Annotated in this window: 15 protein-coding genes and 1 pseudogene; 6 read left to right on the top strand and 10 right to left on the bottom strand. The window is 72.5% G+C overall.

What is annotated here, in order from left to right; all coding sequences use genetic code 11:
- The coding region (locus E1281_RS22200) for a DUF3068 domain-containing protein (RefSeq protein WP_131881187.1) at window positions 1–932 on the bottom strand (932 nt) is incomplete at its 3' end.
- Window positions 933–1,196: 264 nt separating this feature from the next.
- Between E1281_RS22200 and E1281_RS22195 the strand changes: the two genes are divergently transcribed.
- Window positions 1,197–1,970: a methyltransferase domain-containing protein gene (locus E1281_RS22195; RefSeq protein WP_131881190.1), complete on the top strand. Its 774-nt coding sequence runs from the start codon at window positions 1,197–1,199 to the stop codon at window positions 1,968–1,970.
- Window positions 1,967–3,205 (top strand): acyltransferase, encoded by a 1,239-nt coding sequence (locus tag E1281_RS42060; RefSeq protein WP_131881185.1) that lies wholly within the window; start codon window positions 1,967–1,969, stop codon window positions 3,203–3,205. The genes E1281_RS22195 and E1281_RS42060 overlap by 4 nt, the downstream gene beginning before the upstream one ends.
- Before the next feature lie 1,882 nt (window positions 3,206–5,087).
- Here E1281_RS42060 and E1281_RS42055 read toward each other — a convergent pair.
- The 8 genes and pseudogenes from E1281_RS42055 to E1281_RS22150 all read right to left on the bottom strand — a co-directional run.
- A pseudogene (locus E1281_RS42055) lies at window positions 5,088–7,505 on the bottom strand (alpha-(1->3)-arabinofuranosyltransferase family protein); the annotation flags it as partial.
- 115 nt (window positions 7,506–7,620) lie between these two features.
- Entirely contained in the window at window positions 7,621–8,922 is a 1,302-nt protein-coding gene (locus E1281_RS22180) for a glycosyltransferase family 4 protein (RefSeq protein WP_131881181.1), read from the bottom strand.
- Window positions 8,919–9,776, bottom strand: a complete 858-nt coding sequence (locus E1281_RS22175; protein ID WP_131881179.1) for a glycosyltransferase — start codon at window positions 9,774–9,776, stop codon at window positions 8,919–8,921. Before E1281_RS22175 ends, E1281_RS22180 begins: the two co-directional genes overlap by 4 nt.
- A 13-nt stretch (window positions 9,777–9,789) precedes the next feature.
- Window positions 9,790–9,921, bottom strand: a complete 132-nt coding sequence (locus E1281_RS22170; protein WP_131881177.1) for a DUF2613 family protein — start codon at window positions 9,919–9,921, stop codon at window positions 9,790–9,792.
- Window positions 9,921–11,621, bottom strand: a complete 1,701-nt coding sequence (locus E1281_RS22165) for a hypothetical protein (RefSeq protein WP_131881176.1) — start codon at window positions 11,619–11,621, stop codon at window positions 9,921–9,923. The genes E1281_RS22170 and E1281_RS22165 overlap by 1 nt, the downstream gene beginning before the upstream one ends.
- Window positions 11,622–11,634: 13 nt before the next feature.
- The gene (locus tag E1281_RS22160) at window positions 11,635–13,803 is read right to left on the bottom strand and encodes an acyl-CoA dehydrogenase (protein ID WP_131881174.1); all 2,169 of its coding nucleotides are present in this window, start codon (window positions 13,801–13,803) and stop codon (window positions 11,635–11,637) included.
- 83 nt (window positions 13,804–13,886) lie between these two features.
- Entirely contained in the window at window positions 13,887–15,101 is a 1,215-nt protein-coding gene (locus tag E1281_RS22155) for a hypothetical protein (RefSeq protein ID WP_131881172.1), read from the bottom strand.
- A 75-nt stretch (window positions 15,102–15,176) separates the two neighbouring features.
- Entirely contained in the window at window positions 15,177–16,133 is a 957-nt protein-coding gene (locus E1281_RS22150; protein WP_243717242.1) for an EI24 domain-containing protein, read from the bottom strand.
- Window positions 16,134–16,229: 96 nt separating this feature from the next.
- Between E1281_RS22150 and E1281_RS22145 the strand changes: the two genes are divergently transcribed.
- Together E1281_RS22145 and E1281_RS22140 are read left to right on the top strand one after the other, a co-directional pair.
- Window positions 16,230–17,096, top strand: coding sequence for a TIGR03619 family F420-dependent LLM class oxidoreductase (locus E1281_RS22145; RefSeq protein WP_131881170.1), 867 nt, complete (start codon window positions 16,230–16,232; stop codon window positions 17,094–17,096).
- A 19-nt stretch (window positions 17,097–17,115) separates the two neighbouring features.
- Window positions 17,116–17,553, top strand: coding sequence for a nuclear transport factor 2 family protein (locus E1281_RS22140; RefSeq protein WP_131881168.1), 438 nt, complete (start codon window positions 17,116–17,118; stop codon window positions 17,551–17,553).
- A 28-nt stretch (window positions 17,554–17,581) separates the two neighbouring features.
- On the opposite strand, the gene E1281_RS22135 is transcribed toward E1281_RS22140, so the two are convergent.
- The gene (locus E1281_RS22135) at window positions 17,582–18,532 is read right to left on the bottom strand and encodes a hypothetical protein (RefSeq protein WP_131881166.1); all 951 of its coding nucleotides are present in this window, start codon (window positions 18,530–18,532) and stop codon (window positions 17,582–17,584) included.
- Window positions 18,533–18,865: 333 nt separating this feature from the next.
- On the opposite strand from E1281_RS22135, the gene E1281_RS22130 reads away from it, so the two are divergent.
- Together E1281_RS22130 and E1281_RS22125 are read left to right on the top strand one after the other, a co-directional pair.
- Window positions 18,866–19,063, top strand: coding sequence for a hypothetical protein (locus E1281_RS22130; protein ID WP_131881165.1), 198 nt, complete (start codon window positions 18,866–18,868; stop codon window positions 19,061–19,063).
- The coding region (locus E1281_RS22125; protein WP_131881163.1) for a radical SAM protein at window positions 19,063–19,746 on the top strand (684 nt) is incomplete at its 3' end. The genes E1281_RS22130 and E1281_RS22125, both read left to right, overlap by 1 nt.

Genomic DNA, 19,746 nt, shown 5'->3' with positions numbered 1-19,746 from the left:
CCGCGGGCGAGGCCGAGGAAGACGCCGACGCCCAGCAGGATCAGGCCGAGGAGGACGGCGGCGCCCGGGATGTAGCTGCGGACCGCGTCGATCTTCAGGGCCGTGCTGTTGGCCAGGTCGACTCCGGCCTTCTGGTCCTTGTCGACGGTGACGAGGTCGGCCTGCGCGACGATCATCTTGCCCTTGCCGTCCTCGGTCTGGACGGTGCTGCGGATGTTCTTGCGGTGCTTGACCGGAACCCCCGTGCGCGGGTCGACCCAGGTGGTGTTGTATGCCTCGGTGTAGCGGTCGACCTTCTGGGCGGGGGTGTCCTCGGGCAGGCCGAGCATCTTGGCCGGCAGCTTGGCGTCCATCGCGGCGGTCTTGGTCAGCGGGATGGTCTGGGTGAAGCGGTAGGTCGTGAGCCCCTGGACCTCTTCGACCGCGTTGAACTCCATCGGCGCCGTCTGCTTGGTCGTCTGGTCGAAGACCGGGTAGTCCTTCTTCTCGACGTTCGCGAGGGGGAGCAGCAGCCCGTAGGCGCCCGCCATCCGGACGCCGCCGTCGCCGTCGACGTGCGTGCCGCAGCAGTCGGTGAGGACGCTCGTACGGCGGTCGAAGGCGAGCCGGAACGCCTGGATCTGGATCGGGTTGTCCGGGTCGGCCTGGTCGTAGATGTTGGTCGTGGAGTCCCAGACGGCGATGTCGTCGTTGCCCTCGTTGGCGCGGACGTCGCCGCGGACGGTGTTCCTGGCCTGGAGGGTGACGCCCGTCTTGGTCTTGAGGTCCGCCTGGTCGAAGTAGGTGGCGTCCTTCGATTCCAGAAGCGTCACCTGGTAGCGGTTCAGCGGCGCGACGATGACCTGGTCGGCCACGTAGAAGCGGACCAGGGGCGCGAGCGTGAGCAGGAACGCGCCAAGGCCGATCAGGACCATTCCGATCGGTCGCCGCATGAACACCTCCGGGGGGATTGCCGTCGTCTCCGACCGCGGGGCCGACGTCCGGCAGTGCCGCGTTACCCTACAGGACCGCCGAAACCCTCGGCCCGCGATCAGTAAGCACCGGCTGCCGCAGGCAGGACACCGCTTCCCCCGCCCGGACGGCTCGCATGTGAACACTCCCCGACATCATCTACTGGCCGGTAGGATCCGCTCAACCCCCACCCCCGAAACCGATGCGAAAACGACAGCGAGGTGGCGATGACCTCGGCGCCCTCCATGCCGGACCGGCAGTCGCCGGTCCCCGCGGATCGCGTCCATCTTGAGCACCGTCCCACGCTGGCCCGGTCGGTGCGGCTCCTGAGAGCGTTCCGCCATGAGAAGGACGATCCGGAGTCCTTCTACGGCTTGATGGCCCGTGACAGCGTCGCGCACCTGAGTTCGTACACCGACCTTGCGGGGGCGACCGTCATCGACGTCGGGACGGGCTCTGGTTTCTTCGCGCGCGCGCTGACGGCGGCCGGGGCCCGCTGTACCGGCATCGATCACGACCTCGGTGAACTGACCGCGCACAACGTCTCCGCGCCGAACACGTTCGTCGCCAGCGCGCTCGCGCTTCCGTTCCGCACCGGCTCCGCCGACGTGTGCTTCTCGTCGAACGTGCTGGAGCACGTCCCCGTGCCGTGGCGGATGGCGGACGAGATGGTGCGCGTCACCCGGCCGGGCGGAACCGTCTTCCTGTCGTTCACCAACTGGCTGTCCCCATGGGGCGGGCATGAGACGTCACCCTGGCACTACACCGGCGGCGAACGGGCCGCCCGGAGGTACGAGCGCCGGATCGGCCGCCCGCCGAAGAACCGGTACGGGCACAGCCTGCACCCGGTGTCGGTGTCCGCCGCCCTGAGGTGGGCCCGTGGCCGCGAGGACGTGCACGTCCTGGACGCTCTGCCCCGCTACCACCCGCGCTGGGCCGGAGGCATCGTCCGCGTCCCGGGCCTGCGGGAGATCGCCACCTGGAACCTCGTCCTGGTCCTCCGGAAGAAGACGCCATGAAAACGGACTCGCGGGTGGCCAGGCCCGCGCCGCCCCCCATCTCCGGGCACCAGGACACGCTCGACGGTGTGCGCGCGGTGGCGGCGCTGGCCGTCCTCGTCTACCACGTGGCCGCCACGGCGGGTTCCATCACCAATGAGGCCGGTGCGCGGTGGCTGTTCAACGGCGGCCAGGTCGGTGTGCCCATCTTCTTCGCCCTGTCGGGTCTTCTGCTCTACCGCCCATGGGCGGCGGCCGTCCTGGACGGACGGGCCGCCCCGCGTGTCGGCGTGTACCTGCGCAAACGGGTGTTCCGCATCATGCCCGCCTACTGGGCGCTGATCGTCTGCTTCATGCTCACAGCAGGGCGGGAGCACATCGGCGACCCCCTCTCGTGGGTCTCGCTGCTCACCCTCACACAGACCTACCTCCCGAACATGTGGTGGGAGACCGCGCTGGGGCCCGCGCATCTGGGGCAGTTGTGGAGCCTGGTGGTCGAGGTCGCCTGGTACATCACGCTGCCCTTCACCGCGGCGGTTCTCGGCTGGTACGCGCGGCGGAAGCGCACCAACGACGTCGGTGTCCGCGCCAAGCGGCTCCTGATCGGCATCGGCGTGTACGCGGCACTGTCGTTCCCCTACACGGCCGTGATGTTCTTCCCGGAACGGAACGGCGAGATGGGCCTGTGGCTGCCGCGCTTCTTCGTCTGGTTCGCGATCGGGATGGCGCTGGCCGTGGTGACGGTGTGGGCACGGCTGGACGAGCGGCGGCCGGTGGCGGCGATGTGCCGGGCCGTCTCGGACTCGTGGGCGGCGTGCTGGGTGGCGGCCGCGATGCTGTACGTGGTGGCGTCCACGCCCGCGACCGGGCCCCTCACCCTCCAGATCCCGGACGAGTTCTGGACGTCCACCCTGCACCTGGTCGTGGACGGGCTCTGCGCGGCGGCACTGATCGCGCCGGTCGCGCTGGCGCCCGCCGGGCATCCGGCGCTCGGCGCGGCGCTCGCCAACCCGGTGATGCGGTTCCTCGGCCGGATCTCCTACGGCCTGTTCCTGTGGCAGCTTCTGATCATCGTCGCCTGGTACGAGGCTACGGACCGGGTGTTCCGGGGGGACGTGGCGACGGATCTGCCGCTGCTGGCCGCGGCGTCCATCGCAGCGGCGACCCTGAGCTACTACCTGGTGGAGCGGCCGGTTCAGCGGCTGACCCGCCGTGGCCGTTCCCGCCGGCCCCCGTCGCCGGCGCCGTCCAGCTGAGCGCGATCCCCCCGCGCGAGTCCCCGCCGGACGGCCGGGGACGCCACAGCTCGGCCGCGATCCGCCCGACGATGACGAGCCCGAGCAGTTGGGGCGCGAGGTCGCCCAGCGGGCCGGACGGGGAGGCGGGGTTCTCGATCATGTCGAGCCAGGCGCCGGCGGCGAGGCAGCCGGTCCCGGCGAGCATGGCGATCGCGATCGTCCACGGCGAGGCGACGGCACGCAGGATGGCCGAGCGGCGGGTGCGCGCCCAGCCGCACCCGGCCGCGACCAAGGCGGTGACGGCCAGGCCGGGCACCCCGGCGGTCCAGCCGCCGAGCGCGGCGGCCAGGCCGAGGGCGGCCCAGGGAGGCCAGCCCGTCCCGGCCACCAGCGAGCGGCCCGGCGCCGGCCGGGGGCCGCGGCGGCTCGGGGACCGGCCGGGCCGGACGGCGACGACCAGCAGGACGAGGAGCAGGTTGAGGCCCACGACGACCGCGATCCGCTGCGCCCGGTCGGGCCCGTAGGTGAGCTCGACGACGCCGCTCGTGCCCGCGGGGACGAGCCATCCCTGCTTCCATCCGTCCAGCCGGACGGCGCGCAGCTCCTCGCCGTCCACGGTGGCGGTCCAGCCGATGTTGAAGTTCTCGTTCACGGTGAGGAACGAGGGCTTCGCGGCGTCCACCTCCAGCTCACGGGACCCGGCCCCCCAGCTGTTGATCTTGACCTGCCGCGGCGGCCGGTCGCCCGCGGTCTCCTCGCCCGTGGCTTGCTCGCCCGTGGCTTGCTCGCCCGTGGTTCGCTCACCTGTGGTTCGCTCGCCCGGCTTGGTGCCGACCGTCACCGTGTCGACGCGGTAGGAGTCGAGGGCCACGGACGTCAGCCGGTTCTGGCCGGTTTCCAGCACCGCCTGCCTGCACGCGCTGAACTCCAGGGGGCGGCCGGCGAGAAGGTCGCCGAGCGTGCCGGTGGCCTTGGTCTGGATGACGCCGTCCCGTCCGTCGGCCGATCGGCCTCCGGCTGGGCCGACCCGGAGCTTGGGCCCGTACCCGCAGGGCAGTTCCAGGGGGTAGGTGCGCACGTCGGGGACCGGATCCACGTCCGGGATCGTCAGTTCGGCGAGCTGGATCGGCTGGGCCCGGCTCTCCTTGAAGAAGGTGACCGTCAGCCGGTTGGTGGTCATCGGGGCGAACGACAGCCTGCCCCGGACGTCCGACAGTCCCTCCCGGACCTCCCCGTCGTCTCCCTCGATCCGCATGCGGATCGGGCCCGCCGCGCCGGGTGGAAGCTGGGCGGTGACCGTGGACAGGCGTTTCCTGCCCTTCCACTGGACGCCGAAGGTGGGCGCGTCCTCCCCCTCCGCCGCGATCCAGGACGTCGCCGGGTCTCCGTCGAAACCGGACCTGGGCTGAGCGGCCGGATGGTCGGAGAACGTCGAACTCGCCGTGACGGACGGCTGGCCGTCGACGGCCGCGTACCTCTCGACGAGCTTCGGGTCCGTGAGGACCGCCGTTCCGGTGACGGGCGCCTTGCCGGACGTCGCCGACGTGAACGTCCGGTCGAACCCGGCGCCCTCCTCGTCCTCGGAGCCGAGGGACGGCGAGCAGACCCAGCGCCGGCTGCCCTTCAGGCATTCCGCCTTCGCTCCGGGCCGCCGGCTCATCACGTACGTGGCCGGTCCGTCGATCCCTCCCGGCGCCGGCATCGTGTAGGTGCGCTCCGGCTCCAGCCCCGCGATCGACACCTCCGACACCGCCGCGCGGGTGAAGGCCGGGACGGCCGGCTCCGACGCGAGGCCGGTGATGCGCAACCGCAGCCAGCGGGTCGGGCCGTCCGGCGCGCGAAGCGGCTGGGCGTCCGCGGTCCGCGCGACGTCCTGCTCCAGCGTCCCGTTCTCGGTCTCGACCTCCACCCGCGAGACCGGCGGCCCGAGTGCGGCGTCCTGGACGAACGCGGCCGTCAGGCTCCGCACGTCCCGCGGCGCGTCGAAGTCGACGCGCAGCCACTGTTCGGCCGGGCCGTCCCATCCCCCCGTCTGCCAGGCGGTGAAACGGTTGCCGTCGAACGCGGCGAACGGGGTCGCGCCAGGCTTGTGCGTCTGCGGGATCGCGTCCTCTCCCGCCGCCGAACTGGACGCCGTGACGTCGCGGACGCCGCCGCCGTAATTCACGTGGGTGGCGTACTTCTTCCAGCCGTCGTCGAGGACGTCGGTGGCCTCGCGGCGGTGCTCCGCGGACAGCGTCGGGGAGGTCTGGTGCATCTCGCCGAAGTTGCGGCGGACCAGCCGCGGCGAGTCGGTCACCACCGGGCTGCCCTGGAGGCCGGGGGCGTCGTCGTCCAGGAGGACGGGATCCTCGGGCAGCGCGTCGTCGTCTGCCATGGCCAGCAGCGACTCCGGTCCCCCGTACACGCGGACGGGGTCGGTCGCGTCGGCGAGGTTCGCCACGGCCGCGGCGCCCTCGACCTCGTAGACCTCCAGCGCGGGGTACTTCTGGTCGAAGGCCGACACGGCGTCGGCCGCGTCGCCGCCCACGGGGCCGCCGAACGCGGCGACCCTGCGCATGCCGGGCGAGTCGTCCAGCGCCTGGTGGACGACGGCGGGCCACGCGCCGCGCAGCGTCTCGCGCCGGAGGTCGTTGCGGACCAGCACGTACCGGATGCCCATCCGGCCGAGGAACTCGCTGAGACCCGGCGACATCTGCCCCGACCGCACCTGCCGGTCGATCGCGTCCAGGGCGCGTGTGTAGCCGGGCGAACCGGCCGGGACGAGCTGCCGGACGCCCCACCGCGCCGTCAGCAGCGGCTGGACGATGTCGTCCATCGGGCGGCCCCACAGGTACTCGCCGAACGGCGCCCCGGGGACGGCAAGCACGCCCTGCCGTCCGGCCCTCGCGTTGATCCATGACGCCGCGTCCCGCCAGTGCTGGGGGACCTGCTTGAACTCGCCCGGCCCGCTCAGCCCGTGGGACACGGCCGTGACGCCGATGCCGCCGAGCGCGACGGCGGCGGCGACGGGCAGGCTGACCAGTGCCTTCAGCGTCCCGCCGGACATCGCGCCGGGCTTGGCGCCGACGGACAGGGCCCCGACGGACAGGGCGCCGGAGGGCGCCGGTCCGCCGCCCAGGCCGCGGATGCGGCCACCGGACCCCGTCCCGGCCGCCGCGGTCTTCCGGGCCGCCACGACCAGCACGTGGGCCAGGCCGAGCGCGAGCGGCAGCCGGACGGCCGCGTCGAACTTGTGGAGGTTGCGCAGCGGCGCGAGCGGCCCGTCCAGCAGCCCGCGCATCTGGGCGGCGAGCGGGCCGGGGATGTCGCTGATGTGGCCGATGGACAGGATCGCCACCCCGGCCAGCAGCGTGACCAGCAGGAACGTCCGCTCCGGGAGCAGCCGGCCGAGCAGGCCCGCCAGGCCGAGCGCCGCGACCACGCCGGTGCAGATGATCGGCACCGCGCTGACCGAGAGCCCGTGCCCGACCGGCCACCACACCTGGCCGTCCACGATCAGGTAGTTGACCCAGCGTTCCGCCCCGCGCAGCACGTTGATCAGGCCGGTCGGCCCGGTCGTCGTCTCCGCCTTCTCGGTGTAGGTCAGCCACGAGAACCCGTACGTCCCGGTCAGCAGCAGCGGAGCCAGCCACCACGCGGTCGCCGCGGCCGTGGCCGCCGACCACCAGGCGAGCATCCGCATCCGGAACGACCCGCGCGGCCTCGTCACGATGTAGAGGAACGGGACGACCAGGACGGCGACGGTCGCGGTCGCGTTGATACCGCCGCAGCAGGCGATCGCCAGCCCCGACCCGGCCGCGGCCCGCAGCCGCCCGCCGTCGCCCGACGCGGCCGTGACCAGCGGCAGGACGATCCACGGCAGCATCGCGACCGGCATGTACTCCGACGAGATCTGCCCGAGCGTGGCGAGTCCGTTCGGCGCGAGCGCGTAGGCCATCGCGGCGAACAGCCTCGTGCCGGGGCCGCCGACGCCCAGCCGCCCGGCCAGCTTCCACGTGCCGAGGAACGCCAGGCACAGCAGCAGGGACGTCCAGAACCGCTGGGTGATCCACGCGGGCATCCCGATCACGTCGCCGAGCGCGAAGAACGGCCCCATCGGGAACAGGTAGCCGACGGCCTGGTTCTGGAGCTGGCCGAACTGCTCGGGATCCCACAGGTGCAGGGCCCGGCCGAGGAACCCGAGCGGGTTCACCGCCATGTCGATCTTGGTGTCGGCGAGGATCGCGCCGGGCCGGGTGCTGAACGCGAGCGCGGTCAGGGTCAGGCAGCACGCCACGACGCGCAGCCGTTCCCGCAGCCGCCCGCCCGCGTCCATGCCGTCCGGCGGCCCGCCGCCGGGTGCGGGCTGCCGGGGCGCGCCGGAGCGGGGCGGTTTCGCCTCTCCCACGGCCATGCTCGCGCTCTGTCCCTTTCTGCCCGGGCCCGGGGCTTCAGCCCGGGTGACCGTCACGGTACCTCTGGGCGCCCGTGGTCAGGTCTCCGGCGGTCAGGCCGCCCGCGGTCAGGTCGCCCGCGGTCAGGTCGCCCGTGACCAGGTCGCCCGTGATCAGGTCGCCCGTGATCAGGTCGCCCGTGATCAGGTCGCGCATCGTCGCGGTCGTCCGCGCCCAGTCGAACTCTCCGGCCCAGGCCCGGCAGGCGGCGGCGATCTCCGCGCGGCGTGCGGGGTCGTCCAGTTCCTTGAGGGCCCGTTCCACGACGTCGGCCTGGTCGTCGTCCGGGTGGACGAGCCACCCGGTGACCCCGTCGCGGACGGCGTCGCGCAGGCCGTCCACGTCGTGGGCCACCGTGGGGACGCCGAGCGCGGCGGCCTCGATCACGCTGAGCCCCCAGCCCTCGCCCAGGGACGTGCTGAGGTGCAGGTCGGCGCGGGCCACGAGGGCCGCCTTGACCTCCTCGGTCACGTAGCCGTGCGCGATGACGGCGCCGTCCAGGCCGCGCGCGGCGATCCCTTCGGCCAGCGCGGGCGCTTCCGGCCCGTCCCCGACGATGTGCAGCCGCAGGCCGGGCCGGTTCCGGGCGAGGCTCTGGGCGAGGTCGAGGAGCAGGTCGAGCCGTTTGTGCGGGACGAGACGCGTCACGCACACCAGGTCCGGGTCCCCGGCGGGCTCCGGGACCGCGCCGCCGGGTTCGGCGATCGCCGTCCCGTTGGGGACGACGTGGACGGGCCCTGTCCAGCCCAGCCGCTCCCTGACGGCGCGGAGCGTGGACGGCGAGACGACGACGAGCGCGTGCCGCCGGTACGTCCAGCGGCTCACCGGCCCCTCCAGCACTCGCCCGAGCCAGGCCAGCCACCGGGGGAAGTACAAGTCGAACTGGGCGTCGTGCACATGGTGGATGACGCAGAACACCGGGACGCGGCGAGGCAGCGCCCACGGCGTGAAGAACGGGATGCCGTTCTGGCAGTCGACCACGGCGTCGAACGCGCCTTTCCGGCCGCGTCGCAGCCGGTGGGCCAGAAGCCACAGCAGGACGAGCGGGTACACGGTGAACCGGCCGCCGAGGCGGACGAACTCCACGTCCTCGACCCGTTCCCTGCGCTTCTGTCCGCGCGCTCTGCACGTCAGGTAGGTGACACGGCCGCCGGGTCCGTGACCGGCGAACCGGCGCGCGAGCTCCCAGGCGTAGCGTTCGGCTCCGCCCGCGGCCGGATGCCAGGGGTCGCGCCAGTTGACGACCGCCAGCCGAAAGTTCGTGGAGGGGGCGCCAGGGGCCGGAGGGGGCGCGTTCATCCCGACTTGGCGGTCGACGTCGAGGGCGCGCCCTTCTCCAGGGCGACCGGCACAGGGACCGGGTCCGGCTGAGCGAACATCGTCCGGACGGAAACGACCGGGATGATCGGCGCCGCCGGCACGGCCGGCATCCGGAAACCGGCGCGCGCGCGGATGCGGGCGAGGTCGAACAGGCATTCCAGCGAATGCCGCCGGACCGAGAACGTCGAGCCCGGACGGTCGCGCCACACCACCGGGATGTCCGTCACGGACGCGCCCCGCCGGACGCAGTGGGCGAGAAGCTCGACGTCGAACGAGAAACCCGTCGTGCGCAGCTCTTCGGCGGCCGCGCGTCCCAGCGGCCCGTCGAAGAACTTGAAACCGCACTGGGTATCGGCGATGCCGCCCACCAGATCGCGGACGATCCGGTTGAACGTGACCGCGCCCAGCCGCCGCACGGGCAGCGCGTAGCCCTGGACGACCGACCGACCGTGGCGCCTTGACCCGACCACGACCGGGCGGCCCTCGCGCAGCAGGACGATGGCTTCGTCCAGCGCGGCGAGGTCTGTTGCCATATCGGCGTCCATGAATCCTACATAAGGTGCGCGCGTCGCCAGCAACCCCGCGCGGACCGCCGCTCCCTTTCCGCGGCGTTCGCAGCTCACCAGCCGCACGGGGACCGGCCCGTCCCAGGACCGGACGATGCCGGCGGTGCCGTCCGTGCTGGCGTTGTCGACGACCACGACCTCCGCGCGCACCGGAAGCCCGGCGAGCTTGCCGCACAGCATGGCCAGCCCCTCCGGAAGCCGGCCGGCCTCGTTGTAGGCGGGAACGACGATCTCCAGGAGGACGGGACCGTCACGCCGAGTCCCCATCAGGACCTGCGCGTCAGCGGGGGCCGTAGTTGTACAGCGGCTTGATCACGGGGTCCTTCTGGGAGGAGTCCACAAGCTCGACCGTGCCGAAGGCCGCTCCGGCGGCTAGCAGAACGCCGACCACTGCGGCGATGGCGATGCGCATCAGGGGGTCCTTCTTCGGTGGGGTGACATGCGGGGTTTGATACTGACGAGTAAAGGAAGGCTCAGAGTAGTGCCTGGGGCCCGGATTGACCAGAAAACGACCAGGCTCACGATGGCCCACGCAGCCACGGCCGGCGCGACCGGCACGCCGTCCCCGGTGGGCTTCGCGGCACCGTCGATCCGGTAAACGGCCAGGTCGGCGCCTTTCATCACCGGGACGGCCGGGCCGGACGGACGGAGCGCGCCGATCTCGGCGTCGACCACGACGTACCGGATCCCCTCGTCACGCAGCGTGGTCACCGGAGGCGTCCCCGTCCGGGCGGCCGGCGCCAGCCGGACGACCCTCGGATCCTCGGGCGCGACGGTCGTCTCCCCCACGGTGACGGCGTCGTTCACGACGACCCGGCGGTGCAGGTAGCGGGGCAGCGGGTCGAGGACGCGGCGGCCGCGGTTCCACGGGTAGCTCCGGTGGGCCGCCCACGGCAGTACCAGCACGTCCCCCTCGACCGGGTCACCGTGGATGATCTGCCGGGCCCGCGCCCAGTCGTCCGGGTAGCGGACGGCACGCAGGTCGCCCGCGGCCCCCCACGCCAGCGTCGGCAGCAGGAGGACCGGTGCGGCCGTCGCCGCGGTCGGCACCAGCGGCAGCCGCGCGCCGGCGGCCCGGTCTGCGGCCACCCCGAGGCCCACCGCGACCACGACGGCGAGCGGCGCCACGAACTGCTGTCCGTCCCGCAGGACGGCGAACCCCGACCAGAGGCCGATGACGCCTTCCAGGACCGGCGCCGCCACCGCTCCGAGCGCCGCGACCGCGAGCCCGGCGACCGCCGCGACGGCCGCGCCGCGCCTCCACACGGGCTCCCGGCACCATGCCCCGTACGCGGCCAGCGCGCCGGCGACCACGGCCAGCCAGATCGCCGCGGTCACCGGGGCCCCGTACCCGTCGGGCACCGTCTCGCCGTTCCAGACGCCGCCGAGCAGGAGCAGGCTCCCGAGCGTCCCGAACGGGGTGTCGGCCCGCGCGGCGAAGAGCTCGACGGCCGTGCCGTCCCCCGGCACCCCGGCCGGACGGAGCAGCCCCGGCACCAGCCACGGGAGGCTCAGCACCGCGACGGCGCCCAGTGCGCGGACCCCGGCCCTCCAGCGCCCGCTCACCAGGGCGACGGCCAGAGCCGTCAGGCCGGAGACGGCCAGGGCCGCGAAGCCGCCGATGGCGGCGGGGATCAGCGCCCGGACGAGACGTCTCCCGCCGCCCGGAGCGTCCAGTCCTGCGGCGGCCGCGACCACCCACGGAAGGGCCGCGTAGCCGAGCAGGAGCGCCCACTGGCCGAGCAGCAGCCGCTCGGCCACGAACGGGTTCCAGGCGTAGCAGACCCCGGCCGCCAGGCGCGGCGCCAGCCGCTCGGCCGGGACCAGCGACGCCGCCGACGTGCACGCCATCACGAAGATCGCCAGCAGGAGGAGCTTCTGCACGGCGTCCGCCGGGACGACGGTGGCGAGCGCGGTGACGAAGGCGTCGCTCGGGACGTGCCTCGGGACGACCCCGGTCAGCCCGAACGTCATGCGGGTGAACGCCGGGTCGGGCACGAACACCATGTCGTACGACAGCACGAACCCGGGCGCGAGCCCCGGCCCCAGCGCCGCAAGCCCGAGCCCCAGCCCGGTCAGTGCGGCCACGAGGTGCCGCGTCCGCTCCCGCATGTGAGCCTGGACGCTACCCGACCCGCTCCCTCGCGGCCCCCGGCGACCGCGAGGGGTCCGGGTCGCGTGGCAGGCCGAGGATCCGCTCGCCGATCACGTTGAGGTTGACCTCCGTGGTCCCGCCGCCGATGCTCATGGCGCGGGACGCGAGCAGGTACCGGGTCCAGCGGGCGCGCAGGTCGTCGTTGCGGCCGCCGGTCAGCGCGCCGCCCTCGCCGAGGACCGTGAAGCCGAACTCGGTGACCTGCTGGCCGTGCTCCATCGCCACGAGTTTGCGGACGTTCGCCGTCGCGCCCGGGTCCGTGCCCGAGAGCTGCTTGAGCGTCGCACGCAGCCCGAGCAGGTTGAAGGAGTGCTCGTCGCAGGCGAGCGCGCCGAGGCCGTCGCGGACGACCGGGTCGTCGTCGAGGCCCAGCCCGGCGATGAGTTCGACCAGCTTGGGCAGGTCGCCGCCGAGCTGGAAGTTACTGGTCAGGCCGACGCGTTCGTTGGCGAGGGTGGTGCGTGCGACGCGCCAGCCGGCGTTGACGGGGCCGACCACGAGGTCGTCCGGGACGAAGACGCCGTCCAGGAACACCTCGTTGAAGACCGCGTCGCCGGTGCATTCGCGCAGCGGCCGGACGTCGATGCCCGGCGAGGCCATGTCCACGAGGAAGTACGTGATCCCGTCGTGCTTGGGCCGGTCGGGGTCGGTGCGGGCGACGCAGATGCCCCACTGCGACTCGCGGGCCAGCGACGTCCAGATCTTCTGGCCGGTGATCGCCCAGCCGCCCTCGACGCGTTCGGCGCGGGTGCGCAGCCCGGCGAGGTCGGATCCCGCGCCCGGCTCGGAGAACAGCTGGCACCAGATGATCTCGCCGCGCAGCGTCGGCGGCAGGAACCGCTCCTGCTGCTCGGCCGTCCCGTACTGGACCAGCGACGGGACGACCCAGCCCGCGATCATCAGCGGCACCGGGCGCACGTTCGCCGCCTTGAGCTCCTGCTGGATCACGATCTGCTCCAGCGGCCCCGCCTCCCGTCCCCACGGCTTCGGCAGGTGCGGGGTCACCCAGCCGCCCTCCGCCATCGCCGCGCGCTGTTCCAGGGGGTCCATCGCGGCGAGTTCGGCGACGCGGGCGCGGATCTCCTCGCGGACCGGCGCGGCGTCGTCGTCGAGTTCGATGCTCATGGGACGCCGGACTCCCGCGGCGGCCAGCGCGCCCACGTCCGCACGGTGCCTGCTCGCCCGGCCCAGCAGCGCACGCAGCGTCAGGGCCCTGCGGTAGAGCAGGTGGGCGTCGTGCTCGTAGGTGTAGCCGATGCCGCCGTGAACCTGGATGTTGCCTTCCGCGCAGGTGACGGCCGCGTCCGCGGCGAGAGCGGCGGCGACTCCGACGGCGTAGGCGCGCTGCTCCTCGGACTCGGTGAGCGCGCGCGCCGCGTCCCATACGGCCGCCCTGGCGCGCTCGACGGCGATGAGCATCCGGGCGCACTTGTGCTTGATGCCTTGGAACTGCCCGATGGGACGGCCGAACTGCTCACGGAGCTTCGCGTAGTCCACCGCGTCGTCGAGGGCGCGTCCCGCTACACCGCAGGCCTCGGCGCCGAGGAGGACGGCGGCGAGCGCCTGCACGTCCGTCCCGTCCAGGAACCGGTCGTCCGGGACGGCGACCTCGTCCATCGCGACCGATCCGACCGGACGGGTGATGTCGAGCGACTCCAGCGAACCGACGGTGACCTCGTCCCGCTCTAGCACGACCCAGCGTTCACCGGCCGGCAGCAGGAAGAGGTCGGCGAGCGGTGCGCCGAGGACGGGCTGCACCGTCCCCGTGACGCTGGAACCGTTCACGTCCAGGCTGCCGGACAGCCCCACGGCCGCCTTGCGGGACCCGTCCGCCAAGCCCGGCAGCAGCTTCGTGTCTCCGCAGGCGTGCAGAACGGCCGACGCCAGAACGGTCGGCGTGTACGGCCCCGGGGCAAGGACACGGCCGAGTTCCTCCAGCGCGACCGCCTGCTCCAGGAGCCCGAACCCCTGCCCGCCCGCGTTCTCGGGAAGATGCAGGCCCGGCAGCCCCTGTCCGGCGAGCGCCGGCCAGAAGCCGGCGTCCGCGTCCCGGACGGCCCGCGCCGTGATGTTCCGCTCGGCGAACCCGCGCACGGAAGCCGCCAGCGCCTCGTGTTCCTCGGTCAGCCCGATCGCCATGACCCACCTCTCCCTCGAAGTGGCCACAGCCTATGAGAACGCCATTCGGCCCGTCAGGGGCCGACCGGCCGGAACGCGCCCCGTCAGGAGGCGATCTTCAGCCGCGAGAAGAACGTGGTCAGGTCGGGCCACATCTTCTTGTGGGTGTTCGGCAGGGAGGCGAACACCACGGCGGGGGTCTTACGGCCGGTGTCGATCACCGCGGTCGCGACGACCTCACCGGTCGCCTTCACGCCGTCCCGCTGGTAGGTCAGGTACGAGGCGATCATCCAGCCGGAACGGCCGTCCACGTTCAGGGCCTGCGAGGCCAGCGGCGCCGTCTTGTGGGGGAACGCGTAGTACTGCGCCTCGTATCCCTGCGCGACCACGGCGGCGGCGCTCTTCACGCTGTCCGGTCCCTGGTAGGCGCCCTGCATGCTCGGGTGCAGCGTGCCGGTGAGCAACTGGCCGTACCAGAGCTGCCCGCCGCTGTTCTCGGTCACCAGGATCTGCTGCCCGGACCATCCCGGCGTGCCCAGCTTGTTCTGCTTGGTGGGCACCTTCCACGGCGGCGCCATCCGCGGGTACGCCAGGCCCGAATGGGTGTCGGCGACCTGGCCGGACACCCTGCTCGGCCTGCCGGCGAACACCGTGAGCCTCTTGTCCGGCGGCAGCTTCGCCTCCGGCGCGCCGGGCTGCTCGGCGGCCGTCCGGCCCGCGTTGCCGCCCGGCTCCGCCGATGCGTCGCCGCCGTTCTTCATGAGGTACACGGCACCGGCCGCGACGAGGGCGACGACCAGCAGCCCGACCCCGCCGAACAGCACCAGCCGGGACCGCCCGCGGCCGTCGTCCAGCACATCGCGGGACGGTTTCGGCGAGCCGCCGAGCTTGGCGTCCGCGGCCTCCTCGTCCGCCATCCAGGCCGGCATCTGCCAGTTGCCGCTGCTCGGCTTGCCGGGCTTGCCGGGCTCACCGGCCCCGGTGGGGACGGCCGGCGTGTACCGCTCGTCACCGGCGCCCTCGTCGAACAGGTCGCCCTCCCACGCCGGAGTCTCCTCCTCGGAGGCGGGCGCGACCCGGACGTCCTCGGCCCGCGGCTCCTCGACCTTGCCCCAGACGTCATGCGTCCCCGCACCCTCCCCGGACCCCGGGGACTCGAGGCGACCCGCCGGCGGGGGCACGAGCCCCTCGGGCACCTTGGGCTCCGGGAAGGCCATCTGGGGACCGTCGCCGGGCCGGGAGTCTGGGCGGGACGCGTCCCGCGGCTCGCTCTCACTCATGTCGGTCCAGCGCACACCGCGCTCCCCCTGATCGGACATGCGGCACACGTTACGCGAAGATCAGTGCTCGAACTCCGGACTGTAATCACGCTCAGGACACATCTTCCTATCGCCTCAGTGATGTCCGGCCGCCCCACCCTCACCAGGTGTGACCGGCGTCTCCGGCCGCGGCTCCCTGGCCAGCCGTTCCCGGGCCAGCAGCGTCCCGCCGGCCACCGCGCCCGGCATCGCCAGCACGGCGCCCAGCGGAACGAGGAACACCACAACGGTCGCGGCGCCGAAGCCGACGACGAGCGGGCGGTTCGCCCTCATCCGCGCGAACCGCTCCTTGCGCAGGATCCCGCGCCGGTCCATCGCGACCGACGCCAGCTCGCCCGCCAGGAAGTAGCCGGACACCAGGCCCGCGATCACCGGCACGACCGTCTGGCCGATCACGGGCACGAACCCGCACGCGAAGAACACGACCGCGAACGCCAGCGCGATGATCCCGAGCAGCAGCGCGTCCTTGACCGCCCGCCCGATCTGCACCATCAGCGGCACGTCCGGGTCCGGCGGCGCGCCGCCCTGCGACTCCTCGACCCGTACCGCGATGGCCTCGTAGAACGGGTCCCCGACCAGCAGTGTCACCGCGGTGAACGTGATCAGGGCCAGGAACAGGGCGGCCCCGTAGATCGCGATCCCGGCGACCACGCGCGCGGACGTCCGCGCCGCGTCCGACCAGCCGTCCGCGAACCCCGTCACCCAGCCGGCCAGGTCATCGATCTGGGATGCCAGGAAGATCAGCGCGGCACCGTAGACGGCCAGCACGATCAGCGCGGGGATCAGCCCGAACAGCCACTGCGTCGGATGCCGGGCGATCCACCCGATACCCCGCAGGAGATACCCGACCCCGGTGAACAGATCCTTGAACGCGGACGGCTTGGCCTCGGCTTGAGCGCCGGGCGGCCGCTGCCCGTGCGGCTGCGGACCCGGCCCGGGAGCCTGCGGCGGACGCGGGGCCTGCGGCGGATGCGGCCCGGGAGCCTGCGGCGGGTTCCACGGACCGGGGCGCTCGGGAGGGACGTGGCTCACGCCGCCAAACCCTATAGCCCGCGGCCCCTCACCCGGCGATCATCCCGCCACACCATCGTCCTGGCGCAAAAGTGGAACAGGTTCTAGTATTTGACGATGCGGTTCACCTACGCCGAGGCGATGACCGATCCCTCCTACCACCTGCCGCTGGCCAAGGCCGCCGAGGCGGCCGGGTACGCGAGCATCTCCGTGGCCGACTCGCTCGTGTATCCGAAGGAGTCCGACTCGGTGTACCCCTACACCGCGGACGGCAGCAGGGAGTTCCTTGAGGACAAGGCCTTCATCGAGACGTTCACGCTGATCGCGGCCATGGGGGCGGTGACGAGCAGCATCCGCTTCACGCCGTTCGTCCTCAAGCTCCCGGTGCGCCCTCCCGTGCTGGTGGCCAAGCAGGCGACGTCGGTCGCGTGCCTGACCGGCGGGCGGCTCGGCCTGGGAGTCGGTGTCAGTCCCTGGCCCGAGGACTTCGAGGTCATGGGGGTCCCGTGGGAGCGGCGCGGCAAGCGGATGGACGAGGCGATCGACATCGTCCGGGGCCTGAGCGGCGGCGGCTACTTCGAGTTCCACGGCGAGTTCTACGACATCCCCGCGATCAAGATGACGCCGGCGGAGCCGTTCCCGATCCTGGTCGGCGGGCACAGCGAGGCGGCGCTGCGCCGGGCCGTGGTCCGCGGTGACGGGTGGATGCACGCGGGCGGCGACGACCTGGACGACCTCCTGGCGAGACTGGGCCGCATCCGCGAGGCCGAGGGCAAGGCCGGCGACCCCTTCGAGGTCCACGTGATCTCCATGGACGCCTACACGCCCGACGGGGTGAAGCGGCTGGAGGACAAGGGCGTCACCGACGTGATCGTCGGCTTCCGCATGCCCTACGTCAAGGGCCCGGACACCGAGCCCCTGGACAAGAAGATCGAGCACCTCGAACGCTTCGCCGAGACGGTCATCGCCAAGGTCGACCGCTGAACGAGAACAGGTTATAGCCATGGACGCCATCACCTGGAACGCCCCCGACTCCGACCACCCGGCCCGCCGGGCCGCCCGCGCCTCCATGACGGCCGTGATCGGCGGCCGCAGGCAGGAGTGGCTGAAGCTGTTCTCCCCGGACGCCCTCATCGAGGACCCCGTCGGCCCCTCCTTCCTGGACCCGTCGGGCGAGGGCCACCGAGGCCACGAGGGCATCACCGCCTTCTGGGACGGCTTCATCTCCACCATCGCCGGCTTCCGCTTCGACGTCGCCGACTCGTTCGCCAACGGCGACTACTGCGCCAACGTCGCGACCATCACCACCACGACGGCCGACGGCTCCACGATGACCATCGACTGCGTCCTCATCTACCGGGTCGACGAGGACGGCCTGATCACGTCCCTCCGCGCCCACTGGGAACCCGACCGCGCCATGGCGACCCTCACCGCGCCCTGACCGGCCGCTCGGGGACCGGGACACGCGCTCAGGACCAGGCGTCGTCCGCCGCCGGCAGAAGCGACTGCGCGATCGTCTGCTCCAGGCGGCTCACGGCCATCGACTCCCCCACGAACCCCTGGACGGCCTGGAGCAGCTGCTGCAAGCCGCCCGGGTAGTCCAGGCACGTCTGCAGAACGCCGAACAGGTCGGCCCGCGCCTCCCCCGACCGCGGAACGGCCCCGGCGATCGCCGGCGACAACGCGCGGACCAGCCGGTTGCGACCGCCCTCGTCGCGGAGACTGGGAATCCGCAGCATGTCGTCCACCATGCGGAACAGCATCGGCATCGGGACGTCCGCCGCCATCGGCGGAAGCGCCCCGGCCCTGCGCGCGTCTCCCTCCGGTACCGCCGGAACCTCGGCCGGGCGGACGGGCCGCCCTCCCGGCACCATGACCCACGCGTCGTCGGAGGTCTCCTTGACCTGAACCTCGACCCGGTAGTAATCACCCGGATCGACGAGCCCCCGCCCATGGCGCACCACATCGTCGTAGACCCGCCGCGAGACGATCACCGCGATCCCCGTCTCGGCGCCGGCCACGGCCTCCTTCAGCGGCGCCGCGTCCAGCAGCCGGAACGCGTGCGTCAGCGCCGTGCCGACGATGCCGCGCCCGTCCGACTCGGCCTCCCCCACGCCGACCGCCACACGCAGCCGCATCTGCGCGGCCTCGCTCGCGGCCTCGTTGTGATGCCGCACCTCGGCGCGCAACCGGGTGACGACCTCCGTCAGGAGCAGGTCCGTCCGGACGTCCGCCGGAAGGACGACCATCACCCCGTCCCCGCGGTCCTCGTGATAGCAGTCGTCGTCCAGCCGCAGCCCGGCCCCCCGCAGGCTCCGGTCGAGCCCCTCGTACATGGCCTTCCGCACCCGAACCCGCACCGGATCGACCCGGGCGGCGTCACTGAACCCGGCGATGTCGCACAGGAGGAACGAACACATCCCCCGTGGCCGCCACCCTCCCGAAGCCGAGCGCATGGTCTCCGTCACAGGCACCTCACCGATGTCTCGCGGCTTCCACTCTGCAAGCGTCCGCCGCCCTCCGCAAGAGAACCGCGTCACCCGTCACGGTCGGCCGTCCCGCCGTGCGATAACAAGGTGGCGGTTCGCCAACAAGGTGGCGGTTCGCTCCGGATGGGCCGCGGGACGGCAGAAGACCTCGCGAAACAATCCACGACGTCCCGACGAAGATCGTCAGGTCGGGCTAGGCTGATGCCTCTGGGTCCGCAGAGGTGAACGATACTTTCCGATAGTCGTGATATGAGGGGGTCGGCTGTGCAGGTCACTCATGGCAGCACAACGAAGTCCAGCGACCACACGGTCTCCTTCGTCTGGACGCCTCCCACCCCCCATGAGCTGTACCAGGCGGAACTCCGCGAAGGGTCGGTCCTGGGCGAGGCCGTGCGGCGCGCCGGTGCCGAGCACCGTTCTCCCAGGAGAACTCCAGCGGGCTTCGACAACTGCCTCGTCTGATGCCCGGCGCCGAGTCCGGCGAATGGCCGATGAGCGGCCTCGACCTTTCCGCCCTGATGGCCGGAACATGGCGACCTGTCCCATTTTCGGAGCTCGTTCTGAAAATTCACGGTCGCTGCAATCTGGCCTGCGACTACTGCTACGTCTACGAGAGCGCCGACCAGACGTGGCGAGGGCGGCCGGCCGCGATGCCGCCCGGGGTGATCGCGGCCACGGCCGTCAGGCTGGCCGAGCACGCCAGGGCCCATGACCTCACGAAGGTGACGGTCATCCTCCACGGCGGCGAGCCGCTGCTGGCGGGCAGGCAGGCTCTCGCCGCGGCCGTTTCGCGGTTCCGCGTGGCCGCGCCGCCTTCCTGCCAGGTCGAGGTGAGCACCCAGACGAACGGGGTGCTCCTCAACGACGCGATGCTGGCGATGCTCGACGAGCACGACGTGGGAGTGTCGGTCAGCCTCGACGGTGACCGCGCCGGCCACGACAGGCACCGGGTCCGCGCGAACGGACGCGGCAGCCACGCCGAGGTCATGCGGGGGCTCAACCGGCTCGCGGACACGCATCGCCGACTCTACCGGGGGCTGCTCTGCACCGTGGACCTCGACAACGATCCGATACGGACGTACGAGGCCCTCCTGGAGACGGGGCCGCCGCGGATCGACTTCCTGCTTCCGCACGGGACCTGGACG

It is taken from the genome of Actinomadura sp. KC345 (genome assembly GCF_004348515.1).
In the GTDB taxonomy this organism is placed as follows: domain Bacteria; phylum Actinomycetota; class Actinomycetes; order Streptosporangiales; family Streptosporangiaceae; genus Spirillospora.
Note: the sequence above shows the minus strand (reverse complement) of the source record. Positions and strands in the feature narration are given on the sequence as shown.

Excerpts from the sequence above, each read along its gene's own strand:
- E1281_RS22160 (WP_131881174.1), bottom strand. The coding sequence starts at position 13,803 with ATGGCGATCGGGCTGACCGAGGAACACGAGGCGCTGGCGGCTTCCGTG.
- E1281_RS22155 (WP_131881172.1), bottom strand. The coding sequence starts at position 15,101 with ATGTCCGATCAGGGGGAGCGCGGTGTGCGCTGGACCGACATGAGTGAG.
- E1281_RS22140 (WP_131881168.1), top strand. The coding sequence starts at position 17,116 with ATGGACGCCATCACCTGGAACGCCCCCGACTCCGACCACCCGGCCCGC.
- E1281_RS22195 (WP_131881190.1), top strand. The coding sequence starts at position 1,197 with ATGCCGGACCGGCAGTCGCCGGTCCCCGCGGATCGCGTCCATCTTGAG.
- E1281_RS22135 (WP_131881166.1), bottom strand. The coding sequence starts at position 18,532 with ATGTGTTCGTTCCTCCTGTGCGACATCGCCGGGTTCAGTGACGCCGCC.
- E1281_RS22145 (WP_131881170.1), top strand. The coding sequence starts at position 16,230 with ATGCGGTTCACCTACGCCGAGGCGATGACCGATCCCTCCTACCACCTG.
- E1281_RS42060 (WP_131881185.1), top strand. The coding sequence starts at position 1,967 with ATGAAAACGGACTCGCGGGTGGCCAGGCCCGCGCCGCCCCCCATCTCC.
- E1281_RS22170 (WP_131881177.1), bottom strand. The coding sequence starts at position 9,921 with ATGCGCATCGCCATCGCCGCAGTGGTCGGCGTTCTGCTAGCCGCCGGA.
- E1281_RS22180 (WP_131881181.1), bottom strand. The coding sequence starts at position 8,922 with ATGAACGCGCCCCCTCCGGCCCCTGGCGCCCCCTCCACGAACTTTCGG.
- E1281_RS22165 (WP_131881176.1), bottom strand. The coding sequence starts at position 11,621 with ATGCGGGAGCGGACGCGGCACCTCGTGGCCGCACTGACCGGGCTGGGG.
- E1281_RS22175 (WP_131881179.1), bottom strand. The coding sequence starts at position 9,776 with ATGGGGACTCGGCGTGACGGTCCCGTCCTCCTGGAGATCGTCGTTCCC.